The organism is Enterococcus sp. 2STP (assembly GCF_032465635.1).
In the GTDB taxonomy this organism is placed as follows: Bacteria; Bacillota; Bacilli; order Lactobacillales; family Enterococcaceae; genus Enterococcus_B; species Enterococcus_B lactis.
This window is the reverse complement of sequence record NZ_JAWDJH010000004.1, coordinates 76,156-90,854: the sequence shown is the minus strand read 5'-3', so window position 1 is coordinate 90,854 and position 14,699 is coordinate 76,156. Positions and strand designations below refer to the sequence as shown.

Below are 14,699 nucleotides of genomic sequence, written 5' to 3'. Positions count from 1 at the left end.
AATACTAAGTAAACCGGTTACAACGAATAACAAAGATCTTTTAATGACTTAAACTTAACAAGAAATCGCTTCCTTTTTAATATATTTCTGTGACTTTTATTTAACTTTTTGTTGCATTATACTAAAGAAGTAAGGAGGGTAAGAAATGGAGCAATCGATTTTTTTAAAAAAGGAACATCAACAAGTAGAAAAAGAATTGTATTTTGATTTTTGCGGCTTCTCTAAAACGATGCCGTTTCATTCTTTTGGTCCTGCTATTCGCAATGATTACATCTTACACGTCGTGATGGAAGGCAAAGGATCTTATCATGTGAAAAATCAACAGTTTCAATTGAAAAAAGGAGATCTATTCTTGATTCGTCCAGGAGACTCGACATTTTACTTATCAGATGGAGAAGATCCATGGATGTATTGCTGGCTTTCTTTCGGTGGACATGCGGCAGAAGAAATCATCCGGCAGTCGCTTTTCAGAGAAGACCAGTACACGATGGTCTCTTCCGATATACAAAAATATATCGACATTATTTTAGAATGCATGAAAGATACGGAAGAAACCTTGGAAAATGAATTACAGTTAACAGCACTAACCTACCGTTTTTTATCAGTCCTTTTAAAAGACGGCGGAAAGATCAGCGGTGGCGTACAAAAAGTTCATTCCTCCTTAGCTGTTGAGACAGTCAAATACATCGAGGCACATTATGCGGAAAATTTATCTGTTGAGGAAATTGCCCAGCATTTAGCTGTCAACCGGAGTCACTTGTCACGAGTATTCAAAAATCATATGGGTACCAGTATCAAGGAATATTTGATCGGGGTACGGATTAATCGAGGGGCGTTTCTTCTTTCCCTGACGGATGAATCCGTGGAAAGCATTGCCTATCAAGTAGGGTTCAATAGTCTAGTCGTATTTAGCCGAATGTTCAAAAAGAGTACCGGAGAAACGGCTACGAACTATCGTAAACGGATGAAAAACGAAAATTTCAAGAATATTGCTTTGGATACTTTGAAAAAACAGTTGGAAAAGCAAACTGCAGTCTCTTGGACGACCTAATTTGCTTGGACAAAAGGACAAGCATCGGCAAAAGAAACTTGTGGCGGTTATGCTACACTGTAAGACGAAGACTAAAAAAGGAGGAGAAGGGATGCGTACACTTATCATCATCAGCCATCCAACGATGGGGGAATCTCTGAATCAGCAATTTTTCAAAGAAGCTTCTTCCGGTTTATCCGTTACTTGGCATCATTTAGAATCAAGTTATCCAGATGGAAAGATAGATGTAAAGGCTGAGCTACAGCTTCTGGCACAGCATGATCGAATCATTTTCCAGTTTCCATTTTACTGGTATAGTTCCCCTGCTCATTTAAAAATTTGGCAAGATAATGTTTTGGAACAAGCAGCACATGTATTAGAAGGAAAAGAATTAGGAATCGTATTGACAACAGGTGTGGCGGAAAAGGAATACCAAGCTGGAGGGAAAGAAGAATATACGATCTCCGAATTTTTGAGACCATATCAGCGAATCGCAAACAAATTCCATATGACCTATCTTCCGCCATTCGTTTTAGCACAATTTATGTATTTATCCCAAGAAAAACGTTGGGAGAAGCTAATTGCTTATCAGCAGTATCTCTCATTGGAAGGGAAGCCATCGCTTACTCAACGGATTGACTGGTTTATTCAAAGAGTACAGGGAAATCAGAAAATGCAGGAAGAAGATTCGGAAAAACAAACATATATCATAGAAGCACTGACTGACGCAAAAGAGCAAATCGAAGACTTGACCTTTACCCTGCAAGAAATGAAAGGAACTTCATTATGACAAATGAATGGTTGATCCAACAATTAGATGAATTAAGTGAAAAATCAGAATATCAAGACCGTGCACTCTTATATGAGATAAAGAAACTGATGGCTGAGATAGATGAACGAACAACACAGTTGCAAGGAGAAATCGACGGACGATCTTGGAATCATCTCAACTGGTGAAATTTTCTTATAAATAACAAGGATAAAAATGTGCACAATGACAATTATTTGCTACAATAAGAATATGAAGCGTTTGATAACGCTGTTATACATAAAAATTGGTGGTGAAAAAAATGTATGATGAAAATGAGTGGGGAGAAAATGTTCGGATGACCCGAAGAAGACAGCAAAAACAGGCAGCACGTAAGCGGATGATCATGATTGGGGCAGCAGTTGCCGTTTTTTTGATCATAGTAGGAGGAATAGCGGGGCTGTATTTTCACGGGAAAAATTCGTCAGATGCAAAAAGCACGACCGTAACGGAAACAACGACAAAGAAAACAGATGCGAAACAAACAAGTGAGGCATCGACTGAAACAAAAGAAACACAAACTTCTGAAGAAAAAACAGCAGATGATTTGTCAGAGCAACTCCAAGCAATCGTCAATGATTATTCGAAAAAGATGGAAGAAAAGACGCCTGTGTTGATTGAAGAATACCAAACAGAAATCCAGGGAAATCAGGAGGGCATAGCTGGTTTATCCGCAGTTGCTAACCAAAAAGCACGTGAGCTCCAAGCTATCTCCGACGAAGGGATCGGAAAGTTACGTGCAGCGTATCAGTCAGCAGATAATAAAGACGGTGTAGCCTTAGATACCTTGATCAATCAGCTATCGGCTAACTATACGAATCATGTCGCTAAGATTTCCGACATATATTTGCAGACGAGCGCTTCTCTTCAAGCAGAGTCAACAAGCACACAAGAAACAGCATCTTCTGAGTCTGAGACGATAGAATCAACAGAAGCTTCTGGAATGCAAGCTCGAACAACGCAAGACACAACAGAAAACACTGAAACGACTACTAGCAGTACGACGTCACAGGCTGCGACAACTGTTGTTTTGGAAGGAGAAGGCCCAAATCAAATAGCCGAACGAACTGGCGTACCAGTAGAAACGATTTTGTCACTGAATGGGATGAGTATGGATGACTATTTCCTGACTCCCGGTGAGACACTAAAATTGAATTGATAAAAGCAATAAAAAGAACGAAGACTCCCTTGATGGAAGCTTCGTTCTTTTTATTTGGCGGTTCTTTTTTCACGTATAAAGTAATGGATCGTCATGTAAAGCAAGAAAACGAGACCAATGATCAAAGAAATTCTAGTTTCAGGATTGATAAACATGAAAATCAACACGATAGCTAAAAAAGCAAGTGTCGCATAATTCGTGTAAGGAGACAGCGGCATTTTAAAAGGATGATCATGCATTTTATCTGCGTGAGTCTTTTTGAAGCGAATCTCACTGATCAAAATCACCACCCAAGGAACCATACCAGGTAAAATACTTGAACTGTATACGAAGACAAAGATATTTTCGGACTGGTTGATGAACATTGGCAGAAGATAGTTTAAGATCAAACCAATCAAGATTCCGCCTGAGATGGCTACGACAGGGTAAAAAGGCGCACCATGACGAGATAATTTCAGAAACTTTTTAGACATCTTTCCATTCATCGCAAGTGTATAGACCATACGGCTTGCACTGAAAATGCCTGAATTACAACCTGATAATGCCGCTGTAATCACGACAAAATTGATCAACCCTGCAGCAAATGTAATGCCGATTTTAGAAAAAGTTTGGACAAAAGGCGAGCCAATCTCACTCAATTGATTCCACGGATAAATACTCACGATGATAAAAATGGCACCAATATAAAAAATCAAGATTCGACCGATAGTGGATTGAACAGCTTCAATGATCGTCTTTTTAGGATTCTCTGCTTCGCCAGCAGTCATTCCGATCAGTTCGATCCCTTGATAGGAAGCAACGACGATCGATAACGCAAAGAAAAAGCCTTTGACACCGCCAGTGAAGAATCCACCGTTTTTCCAAAGATTTGAGATCCCTACCGCCTGGCCATGATTACCAAATCCAAATAAAATCACCCCAAGACCTGCAATGATCATCAAAATGATTGTTATGACTTTGATGATCGAAAACCAAAATTCTAATTCGCCAAACGCTTTGACAGAAATAAGATTTGCCAGCATAAGAAATAAGACGACAATGATGCCGGGAATAATTGCTGGCAGATTGGGCCACCAATAATTCATATAAGATCCTACAGCGATTACTTCACTTATCCCTACGACAATATATTGAAAAATATTACTCCAAGCGGTCAAGTAGCCAGCCACAGGATGGATGTACTCGCTCGCGTAATTTGCAAAAGAACCAGTCGAAGGATCGACGTAAAGCATTTCGCCTAAAGCACGCATAATCAAATACAAAAAGAATCCTGCAATCGCATAAGCTCCCATCACTGAGGGCCCTGTCCAGCGTATGGTTGAGGAGGCACCCATAAACAGACCGACACCGATCGTTCCACCTAGTGCGATCATTTGGATATGACGGGCACTAAGACTTCGAGTTAACTTTTCTTCTTCCATACAAAAACTCCTTTCGTTGTTGAGTCAACAGGAAAAATAATTAAACGTTCAATAGATAGTTGTATTATTTTTAGGTTAGCCTTATTGAACTCTTGATGTGATTCTACAGAAAATTTTCATAAAATGCGAGGAAAATTCGAAAAAAATTTTTTCATCTTTCTACTTGTAAATGCTTTCCTTTTTAGTTAAACTATATTTAAATAAAAAGTTAGGGAAACCTAAAAAGGAGTGTAGGATTTGGAACGAACGGCCATTGCAATTCAAGACCTTTCAGCCGCTTATCAAGGGAAAACTGTTTTGAAAACCATCAATTTAACAATAAAGTCACAAAAAATCACTGGTATCATCGGACCAAATGGCGCAGGAAAATCAACATTCATGAAAGCATTGCTAGAGTTGATACCAGCTTCTACTGGTAAAGTCACTTTTTCAGGACAGCCAGTAAAATCAGTCCGTAAAAAAATAGCCTATGTGGAGCAGCGAAGCGAATTGGATCTTTCCTTTCCAATCGATGTGTTAGGCGTTGTACTTTTAGGGACATATCCATCTTTACGAATCGGACAGCGGCCCGGGAAAAAAGAAAAAGAACGAGCAAGACAAGCATTAAAAAAAGTAGGGATGGAAGACTATGCCAAAAGACAAATCAGCGAACTATCGGGTGGTCAGCTTCAGAGAGTTTTTATTGCACGAGCTCTAGCTCAAGGTGCAGAGTGGATCTTTTTAGATGAACCATTCGTAGGAATCGATGCATTGAGTGAACGAAAAATCTTTGACATCTTGCAAGAGTTGAAGAATTCAGGAAAAACGATTCTGATCGTCCACCATGATCTTCATAAAGTAGAAGAATATTTCGATGAAGTTGTTCTTTTAAATAAACAGCTGATCGCTTCTGGTCCAGTACAAGAAGTCTTTACATCAAAGAATCTTCAACTGGCCTATGGTGAGATCATCGGACATTTAGTAAAAGGAGGAGAGAAAAAATGATCCAATCTTTTATTGATGGATTGATGAATTATCAATTTCTACAATATGCTTTGGTCACTTCCATGCTTGTAGGACTGGCTTCTGGAGTCATCGGTTCCTTTATTATTTTACGTGGGATGTCTTTGATGGGAGATGCTATCTCTCACGCAGTTCTTCCAGGTGTAGCCATTTCTTATATGTTTGGTTTTAGTTACATTTTTGGAGCCACTGCTTTTGGGATGTTGACAGCAGCGGTGATTGGTTTCGTGACACAGCGGAGCCGATTGAAAAATGATACAGCGATCGGGATTGTCTTTAGTTCGTTTTTTGCATTGGGGATCATCTTGATTTCATATGCTCAAAGTGCGACAGACCTGTATCATATTTTATTTGGGAATGTCTTAGCTGTTAGGGAGAGCGATCTGCTGCTGACAGCACTAGTCAGCGGAATCGTCTTGATATTTGTTTTTTTCTTTTATAAAGAATTGAAGATCACATCATTCGATCCAACAATGGCAAAAGCTTATGGGCTGAATACGTCGCTGATCCATTATCTTTTGATGTTCTTTTTGACATTAGTCGCTGTAGTTAGTTTGCAGACGGTAGGAACGATCTTGGTGATTGCCATGTTGATCACACCAGCTGCCACAGCTTACTTGTTGACGAACCATTTATTGAAAATGATTATCACGGCTGCAGGGATCGGTATGTTCAGTGCCGTTGTCGGCGTATTTTTCAGTTATAGTTACAATTGGCCATCAGGAGCCACGATTGTTTTAGCATGTACCGCATTTTTTATCCTTGCTTTTTTATTCTCACCAACAAAAGGAATTTTATTTCAGAAAGGAAGCAGATAGATGAAAACAAAGAAATCACTCTTTTTGATCCTGGCAATTAGTTTATTAGCGTTAGTTGGCTGCGGAAAGCAAACTTCAGATCAAGCAGACGAAGTAAGTAAAGAAAAGCTGTCAGTCGTGGCAACCAATTCGATCTTGGCAGATATGGCAAAAGAGGTCGGAACAGATAAAATAGATATCCACAGTATCGTACCAGTCGGAACAGATCCGCATGAATATGAAGTACTACCAGAAGACATCAAAAAGGCAAGCGACGCAGATGTCATTTTATACAACGGATTGAATCTTGAAACAGGTAACAGCTGGTTCGATAACTTGATGGAAACAGCTAAGAAAGAAGAAGGAAAAGATTATTTTGCAGTTAGCAAAAATGTAGAACCTCTTTATTTAACTAGCGGTGAAGAACATACAAAAGCGGATCCTCATGCTTGGCTAGACCTATCTAACGGAATAAAATATGTGCAGGAAATCGCACGTATATTCTCTGAAAAAGATGCAGAAAATGCGACACATTATAAGCGAAATGCAGAAACATATGTGGAAAAACTAAAAGAATTAGATACACAAGCGAAGGAAAGTTTTGCTTCTATCGAAGAGAACAAAAAATTATTAGTAACAAGTGAAGGAGCATTCAAATACTTTTCAAGGGCTTATGATTTGCCAGCAGCATATATATGGGAAATCAATACAGAAAGCCAAGGCACGCCTGACCAAATGAAAGCAATTATTGATCAGGTAAGAGAAAAAGAAGTGCCAGTTTTATTCGTGGAAACCAGTGTAGATCCAAGAAGTATGGAGCGAGTAGCAAAAGAAACGGGTTTGGAAATTTATGATAAATTGTTCACTGATTCTATAGCCAAAGAAGGAGAACAAGGAGATTCTTACTATCAGATGATGAAATGGAACATCGAAACAATCCATGAAGGTTTATCCCAAACAAAAGAGAGCTGAAAAACGCAAGGTCTGGCTTAAGGAGCGGACCTTGCGTTTTTTTACAAGAAACCGGAAAAAAATTATGATGTTTTTCGGCGTACAGATACCCTTTTTGAGAAAATTCCGTTATAGTTAGAGTAAGGAAGGAAGGTGTGGCTATGAATTTTACACGTAAAGATAAATATACGATTAAAGAAGAAGTATTTCGATTGATTAGCCAGCAAGAAAATACCGACAAGGATCAAGACCTTCAATTTCTTGAAGCAGAATTAGCTAAATTATTCATAGCAAATCAAAACGAGACAACAGAACCAGATGAAGAGCTGTACATAGGCAAATGGTTGTTTGATGAATTTCAGCCTTTAGATGAAAATACCGGTATCGGTTATTTTGTGTTCCTTTCTCCAGTCGGCTTCACACCTGGCGTATTAGTTAAACAAAACGACGAAATAACCGTCAAAGCATGGCCTGCTTTGTTTTCAGTAATCAAAGCAGAAGGAGTAATCAAAAAGATCCAGTCGGCCTATTATAAAAGTCAATTTATTGCCAACAGCAAATTAATGAATATGTTTTATAACCGTCTAGTAGAAATTGCCAGACCCGGGAAGATCCCGCAAACATTCACGTATACGCAGCAAAAAAATCTCTATGAAGAAGTACTGTATTCCCGTGATCTGTCTGAGTTTTCACCTTGGGAAGAGGTAAGACTCCATGAATTGTTAAGTACAAAACCAGTTTCTTTGAATTTTTTCAACGCATTGGATAACAAAAGAAAATTGATTTCGACAAATTATTGGGAAGTATTTGCTGCAAGAAAAAAATGGATGGAAGAAAAGAAGATTGCTGATCAGCAGATCCAGTTTGTCCAACTGAAAAAAGAAAAACTATATTATGGATTATACAGCCGTTAACAGCAAGCGAGGAAGACCATGACATTAAAAGAAGAAATCATACAAGAAAGCAAACGATTAGGAATTGACAAGATCGGGTTTACGACGGCGGAGCCTTTTGATTCATTAAAAGAATCGTTGGAAGAGCAAAAAGCAGCCGGCCACACTTCTGGTTTCGAACACCCAAATATCGATGAGCGTCTTTATCCAGAAATGACATTTGATCAGCCAAAATCAATCATTTCCATTGCTCTTGCGTATCCTACTAGGATCCATGAAGAAGTACCTAGGGATGAAAAACGAGGGCAATTTGCTCGTGCCTCATGGGGGATCGACTATCATGATATACTGAGAGACCGATTAAATCGATTGATCGAATTCATCCAAACAAGAGCAGAAAAATGGCAAAAAGAAGAGGAATGGCGTCTAGCTCCGCAAGTAGACACTGGGGAACTGATCGATGTCGCTGTAGCACAGCGAGCTGGATTAGGATTTATCGGCCGAAACGGATTGTTGATCACCGAAGAGTTCGGTTCATTTGTCTATCTTGGTGAGATCGTCACTAATATCGTATTTGAGCCGGATAAACCAGGAGAGTTTGGTTGCGGTGACTGTATGCGCTGTGTGACTGCTTGTCCGACGAAAGCATTGATTGGTGATGGCAGAATGAATGCACAGCGATGTTTATCTTATCAAACGCAGACAAAAGGGATGATGCCCGAAGAATATCGGAAAAAAATGCGAAATGTCATTTATGGATGCGATATCTGCCAGTTAGTCTGCCCTTACAATCAAGGAAAAGATTTTCATTTTCATGAAGAGATGGAACCAAAAATAGATGAAGTATATCCAAAATTAAAGCCGATGCTGTCGATGTCGAATAAAGACTTCAAGCAGCAATTTGGGCATTTAGCTGGTTCGTGGCGTGGAAAAAAACCTTTGCAGAGAAACGCATTGATCGCTTTAGCTAATCTAGGAGATCGAACGGCATTGCCTGAGATTTCAGAATGTTTAACGGATGTCCGCCCTGTCATCAGAGGAACAGCAGCTTGGGCTATTGGACGTCTAGGAACAAAAGAGCCAGAAAAATGGCTTGATGTATTAGATGAAACATTAGCTAAAGAATCGGAAGAAGTCGTCATAAATGAACTAGAACATGCACAAAAATTATTGCGGAGAAAGTTAAAATAAAAAAATAGTAAGCATTATTCATTGTTTTTGTCCAGTAATTGTTGTAACAATTACTGGTTTTTTTGTATTTTTTACGTTTTTTTAAGAGGATTTGATAAAAATCAAACATTTTTTTGCTTTTTTTTATGGATTATTGCAGTAAATATTACAGAAAAGATGTTTTTCATTCAAAAATAAAAAAACATAGAAAAACGATTACTTTGCTTATATAACAACGATTTGATGGTTTTACATCAAAAAAGTTTTTGTTCAAATGTTACAAATATTAAATAATTCGTCATTTTGTCATTAAATGTCATGATTCTTTTACCTATGAAATATTTCTAAATGATAAAGTTAATAGCGTCGAAAGAATAAAAAACGGAGAAAAAAGGAGTTTAATATGAATTCATTTAAGAAAATTGTTTTAGGTACAACTTTTGCTGCTGGTGCTACTGCAATGTTTGTAGGAACTACAAATGCTCACGCTGATGAAGTTTACACAGTAAAATCAGGTGATTCATTATCTAAGATTTCACAAAAATTTGCAGGAGACAACTCAATGATCGATGCAATTGCTGAAAAGAATTCAATTGCAGACATCAACCGCATTTATGTTGGTGAACAATTAACAATCCCAACTTCAAATGATTCTTCATCAACAACAGAAAGCAACACAACAGAAAATACAGCATCTACAACTGAAACAGCAACGCAAGAACATACATACGTTGCACCTGTTGAAACAGTTGAAGTAGCTCCTGCTGCCCCAGCTGCTGCAACGGCGCCAACTTCAAGCTCTGCAAAAGAATGGATCGCACAAAAAGAATCAGGCGGTTCATACACAGCTACTAACGGACGTTACATTGGCCGTTACCAATTAGATGCTTCATACTTAAACGGCGACTATTCAGCTGCCAATCAAGAACGTGTAGTAGAACAATACGTAACATCTCGTTATGGTTCATGGGATGCTGCTAAAACATTCTGGTTAGCAAACGGTTGGTACTAAGCCGATAAAAGAAAAAATGATGAAACCGAGAGTCTTGTTTATTCAAGTTCTCGGTTTTTTTTATGAAAAATAAATGATTTGTTTCCCTCTGCACAGCAGTACAAATAAAAACTCGGATAATGTATAATAAAGAAAACGCTTTTTTTTGTTTAGGGGAGGAGGAGGAGCCATGAGTACAAAAGAGAGTCTCGAATTAGAGGAAATCACAAGTGAAAATCCACTGTTATCCAGTATTCGATCCATTATTGAAACAGCATTCTACGGTAATAATGTTCAAGAAGTTTTTGACAGGAAGACAGCTTATCAACTAGCAAAAGGGAGTCCAGGAACGATCATCACAGATTTAACGGTCTCACATGCTGAAGAACTAGATTTACCAGCTGATGCTAGGACACTAGTATTCAATGATGGGAGTATTGTAGGAAGAACAGCAAGTGCTCGGCGTATCTTTGAGGACTTGGGCAAGGAGCAAAGTAAATACGAGAAGATCTTGAGAGAAGCCGTGTATCAAAGTCGAAAGCGACAATTTTATCATACAAAAGTAATCGTTGGTCTATCTGAAGAATTTTCTGTACAAAGTCATTTGTTGATTCCAGAAGGATTTGAGAACAATCTGTATTCTTATATACTGAATTTTCAGCCAGCGAATGCGAAGACCCTGGCTACTTATCAAAAATCTGCGTCCTTTGATGAGGGAGATCTTTATATCTTTTGTGATCCCGAATGGACGCATGAAGCCTTTCCCAATGGACTCGTTTTATTTGATTCTCTCCATAATACAGCTGCTGTGCTAGGATTACGTTACTTTGGGGAATTAAAAAAAGCGACTTTGACGCTTGCTTGGGCATTGGGGAATCGCAATGGTTTTATTGCCTGCCATGGCGGGATGAAACAATATACCAGTAATGATCAAACTTATACGATGGCTGTATTTGGGTTGTCCGGTTCTGGAAAATCAACGATCACCTTAGCAAAACATTCGGAAGGGCATTCTGTTACGATCCTACATGACGATGCTTTTGTTATTTCTAGAAAAAATGGTTTTGCTACTGCCTTGGAACCTTCTTACTTTGATAAAACACAAGACTATCCGTCTGATGATCCGGCCATTTCTTCTTTCCTTACTTGTCAGAATGTAGGCGTGACATGTACGAGTAAGGGAGAAAAAGTCCTAGTGACAGGAGATATACGAAACGGAAATGGGCGGACAGTCAAATCACGTTATGCGACACCAGACCGAGTCGATCATCTTAGCGAAAAGATCGATGCTGTTTTTTGGATCATGAAAGATGATTCACTTCCGCCAATTATCAAGATCAATGACCCGGTTTTAGCAGCGTCTTTTGGTGCAACATTAGCAACAAAACGATCAGACGCGGAAAATATCACTACAAAAAGACAGCTAGATGAGCTAGTCATTGAACCATTTGCTAATCCTTTCCGTGTCTATCCTCTTAGGGAAGACTATCAAGCTTTTCGAGAGTTGTTTGTGAAACAGCAAACAGCCTGCTATGTCTTGAATACTGGATATTTCGATGATAAAAAAATCAAACCTGAAACGACATTGTCAATCGTTGAAAGAATCGTGCAACAAACGGCAGAATTCAAGTCGTTTGGTCCGTTTGAAGACATCCACTATTTACCTATACCAGATTTTCCTGTTTCTTTTGAGGATACGTCCTATAAAAATCTGGTGAAACAACGACTTGATAGTCGTTTACGATTCATTGAAGCTCAGATAGGAAAAGATCTCTTGCCAGATGAAGCAAAAGAAAGTTTGGAGAATTTGATTCAGAAATTGAACTAAAATAACAGCTTTTTCAAGAAGTAATCCATGCGCAATATCGCTCGGGATCCTTACTTGAAAAAGCTGTTTTTCTATGATGGATTTTTCGTAATATAGGTGGAGATGTCCTTTTGATAATCTTCCGTAGGCCAATGACCAGTATTTAAGAAGTTGGCTAATAGATAGCCGATATAAGGGCCTGTCGTCAAACCAGAAGAGCCTAGACCGCTAGCAGCCAGTAGACTTGGGTCATCTGGCAATACGCCGAAGAATGGGGAAAAATCTGACGTATAAGCACGGGTGCCTACACGGAACTCGTAGGACCAATTTTTTATCTGATCTGGATCAGCCAAGAACTGTTCTGCACTCTTAGTCAATCCCTCATAAGCTTCGCTAGTAGGAGCCAAATCCCATCCTTGATCGTTCTCATGGGTAGCACCTAAAAGGATCTTTCCATCCATGAAAGGAATGAAATCAGCTTCTCCGTCAAGCATAGCAACAGGCCAGTCTTGACTCATCTTATAAGATGTCTGAAATGCTAAGAGCTGCCCTTTTTGCGGACGTATATCTGCAGAATAGCCTAATTTTTTCAATAGAGGCTTAAGTGCAGGACCAGGTGTCAAGATTACGCGGTCAGCTGTGTATTCTCCAAACGGTCCCTTGACGAGCCAAGAATCGTTCTTCTTATGCAAGGTGACTTTTGCCTGGATCTGCTCAATTTGTTTTTGTACTAAACGCTGACCAAGATGTTCTAAATATGCTTTTCCATCCAGACGACCACCACCACTGATGCGTAGTGAAACTGCTGGCTTCAATAACGGAAGAGCTTGGGACGTCTGTTCAGGTGAAAGCCATTCGATATTTCCAATTTCTGGCGCTTCTTCTTTTCGTTTCTCCGCAAGAATAGCTAATTCAGCTAAATCTTGTTCAGGTCGAAGCAAAAGTGTCCCTGATTGTGCATAAATCGTTTGATCAAGTTGGAAATCTTTTATGAGTTTAGGGAAAAAAGCAGCGCCGTCTTTAGCCAGACGATACCATTGTTTGTTTCTGCGTTTTGACAACCAAGGGGAGATGATCCCAGCGCTTGCTTTCGTTGCCTGTCCTGTCCCTTCATCAAACAAAGCAACATCAAATGTTGATGTATCCAAGTAATTGGCTAGAGTCATACCAATGATCCCGCCACCGATAATGGCAATTTTTTCCATAAAAAAGCCTCCTTTTACAAACAACCATTTTCACACAAAAAAACGGCAGATGCAACACCTGCCGTATATGGAAACTATGCTTTTTTAGCAAAAAACAGAGAATAGACGAATCGAGCAAAGCTGATAAGAAGCAACAGCAATAAGACGCCCAACGCCGCTTTTGATCCTAATGTAGTAGACACTTCGTAATTATGGGAAGTATGATGCTGAACATAATTGATGATAACCGCTACTAATGAAGTAGCCACAGCACCAGAAAACTGTTGCAAGGTATTGAACATTGCATTCCCGTCTCCTTGCAGTTCTTCATTCAGCGCATTCATTCCAGTCGTCATCATATTACTGTAAGACAAACCGATACCGACCATATAAAAAACATGACAGGCAATCAATACACCCAATGAAGCGTGTCCGATAAGCAGGAATAATGCTAACCAACCAATCAAAGAAAGGATCAGTCCAGCAAAAATTGGCTTCTTCGGTCCATATTGATCCAGCATTTTACCAGAAAAAGGAGAAAGCAAAGCACCAACCGCTGCACCGGGAAGCATGGCTAATCCAGCGACAAAAGGACTGCTTCCTTGAACGATCTGAAGGAAATTCGGTAAGACAAAAGACACACCAAGTAATAAAAACTGATAAACCAAGAAGCCAATCAAAAACAAACGGAATGTTTTATTTGAAAGAATGGACAGCCGAATCAGCGGATGTTCCACTTTTTTACTTCGATAGTAAAATAGGAACCAGCCGATCCCGCCGATGATCAAAGCAATCCAACTAGAAAGTGTTCCCAACGTACTCAAAAATGTCAGACTTCCACTAAACAAAAGAAAGATTCCTAAAACGCTCCACCAATCCAAATAACCACTTTTTTGTACTGCCATCTCGGGAATAGCAAACCAGCCGATAATCAAAGAAAGGAGCAAAATGGGCACAAGAAACAGGAAAATATGATTCCATGTAAAATGTGAAGTCATAATGCCTCCGTAAGTGGGTCCAATCGCTGGAGCAATGGCCGTTGTCAAAGTACCGACACCCATCATCGCGCCTCGTCGATTGAGGGGGGCAAATGTCAAGATAATATGGAACATCAACGGAAGAGCGATACCTGTTGCTGCCCCTTGGAGCAATCGACCAAACAATAGAACCATGAAGGTAGGAGAGAAGAAATCGATCATTATACCTGCCAAGAAAAGCAGATTTGAAGCTAAAAAGAGTTTTTTGAGACTAAAATTGCGATTCAAATAAGTAGACAGCGGAACAATGATCGAAATCATCAAAAGATAAATCGTTGTTACCCATTGGACTTGTGCGGTCGTTAAATCAAACTGTCTGATAAGAGTTGGGAAAGTTACATTCATGGCCGTCTCGATCAATACGCCCGCAAAAGACATCATCCCTGTTGCAATTACTGCAGGTACTAAAAGCAGCTGTTTTTGTTTTGTCATTTACATCACCTCTAAAA

General features: G+C 39.3%; 14 protein-coding genes. 11 read left to right on the top strand and 3 right to left on the bottom strand.

Features of this window, described 5'->3' with window-relative positions:
- Positions 1–145: 145 nt before the first annotated feature.
- From RWU19_RS01120 to RWU19_RS01105, 4 genes are all read left to right on the top strand, one after another.
- Positions 146–1,051, top strand: coding sequence for an AraC family transcriptional regulator (locus tag RWU19_RS01120; RefSeq protein WP_002312019.1), 906 nt, complete (start codon positions 146–148; stop codon positions 1,049–1,051).
- A gap of 91 nt (positions 1,052–1,142) precedes the next feature.
- Positions 1,143–1,820: an NAD(P)H-dependent oxidoreductase gene (locus RWU19_RS01115; RefSeq protein WP_123838030.1), complete on the top strand. Its 678-nt coding sequence runs from the start codon at positions 1,143–1,145 to the stop codon at positions 1,818–1,820.
- On the top strand, positions 1,817–1,987 hold the full coding sequence (locus tag RWU19_RS01110; protein WP_002291423.1) for a hypothetical protein: 171 nt from the start codon (positions 1,817–1,819) through the stop codon (positions 1,985–1,987). The genes RWU19_RS01115 and RWU19_RS01110 overlap by 4 nt, the downstream gene beginning before the upstream one ends.
- A gap of 113 nt (positions 1,988–2,100) precedes the next feature.
- On the top strand, positions 2,101–2,997 hold the full coding sequence (locus RWU19_RS01105) for a LysM peptidoglycan-binding domain-containing protein (RefSeq protein WP_086285750.1): 897 nt from the start codon (positions 2,101–2,103) through the stop codon (positions 2,995–2,997).
- A 50-nt stretch (positions 2,998–3,047) separates the two neighbouring features.
- On the opposite strand, the gene RWU19_RS01100 is transcribed toward RWU19_RS01105, so the two are convergent.
- On the bottom strand, positions 3,048–4,418 hold the full coding sequence (locus RWU19_RS01100; RefSeq protein WP_002314512.1) for an amino acid permease: 1,371 nt from the start codon (positions 4,416–4,418) through the stop codon (positions 3,048–3,050).
- 237 nt (positions 4,419–4,655) lie between these two features.
- Between RWU19_RS01100 and RWU19_RS01095 the strand changes: the two genes are divergently transcribed.
- The 7 genes from RWU19_RS01095 to RWU19_RS01065 all read left to right on the top strand — a co-directional run bounded on the left by RWU19_RS01095 (position 4,656) and on the right by RWU19_RS01065 (position 12,050).
- The gene (locus tag RWU19_RS01095; RefSeq protein ID WP_002336048.1) at positions 4,656–5,402 is read left to right on the top strand and encodes a metal ABC transporter ATP-binding protein; all 747 of its coding nucleotides are present in this window, start codon (positions 4,656–4,658) and stop codon (positions 5,400–5,402) included.
- On the top strand, positions 5,399–6,238 hold the full coding sequence (locus RWU19_RS01090) for a metal ABC transporter permease (RefSeq protein ID WP_002308137.1): 840 nt from the start codon (positions 5,399–5,401) through the stop codon (positions 6,236–6,238). Before RWU19_RS01095 ends, RWU19_RS01090 begins: the two co-directional genes overlap by 4 nt.
- Complete coding sequence (locus RWU19_RS01085; RefSeq protein WP_002342906.1) at positions 6,239–7,189, top strand: metal ABC transporter substrate-binding protein; 951 nt, start codon at positions 6,239–6,241, stop codon at positions 7,187–7,189. It begins immediately after the preceding gene.
- Positions 7,190–7,329: 140 nt separating this feature from the next.
- A complete protein-coding gene (locus RWU19_RS01080; RefSeq protein WP_002286840.1) occupies positions 7,330–8,082 on the top strand; it encodes a hypothetical protein in 753 nt (250 codons plus the stop codon).
- An 18-nt stretch (positions 8,083–8,100) separates the two neighbouring features.
- Positions 8,101–9,252: a tRNA epoxyqueuosine(34) reductase QueG gene (queG, locus tag RWU19_RS01075; RefSeq protein ID WP_123838029.1), complete on the top strand. Its 1,152-nt coding sequence runs from the start codon at positions 8,101–8,103 to the stop codon at positions 9,250–9,252.
- A 382-nt stretch (positions 9,253–9,634) separates the two neighbouring features.
- Positions 9,635–10,243, top strand: a complete 609-nt coding sequence (locus RWU19_RS01070; protein WP_316002437.1) for a LysM peptidoglycan-binding domain-containing protein — start codon at positions 9,635–9,637, stop codon at positions 10,241–10,243.
- Between the two features lie 169 nt (positions 10,244–10,412).
- Positions 10,413–12,050, top strand: a complete 1,638-nt coding sequence (locus RWU19_RS01065) for a phosphoenolpyruvate carboxykinase (ATP) (RefSeq protein ID WP_123838027.1) — start codon at positions 10,413–10,415, stop codon at positions 12,048–12,050.
- A 71-nt stretch (positions 12,051–12,121) separates the two neighbouring features.
- Here RWU19_RS01065 and RWU19_RS01060 read toward each other — a convergent pair whose 3' ends face one another.
- Together RWU19_RS01060 and RWU19_RS01055 are read right to left on the bottom strand one after the other, a co-directional pair.
- Positions 12,122–13,234 carry an NAD(P)/FAD-dependent oxidoreductase gene (locus RWU19_RS01060; RefSeq protein ID WP_002314518.1) on the bottom strand — a complete coding sequence of 371 codons (1,113 nt, stop codon included), beginning with the start codon at positions 13,232–13,234 and terminating at the stop codon, positions 12,122–12,124.
- 74 nt (positions 13,235–13,308) lie between these two features.
- The gene (locus tag RWU19_RS01055) at positions 13,309–14,682 is read right to left on the bottom strand and encodes an MFS transporter (RefSeq protein WP_002314519.1); all 1,374 of its coding nucleotides are present in this window, start codon (positions 14,680–14,682) and stop codon (positions 13,309–13,311) included.
- Positions 14,683–14,699: the final 17 nt, after the last annotated feature.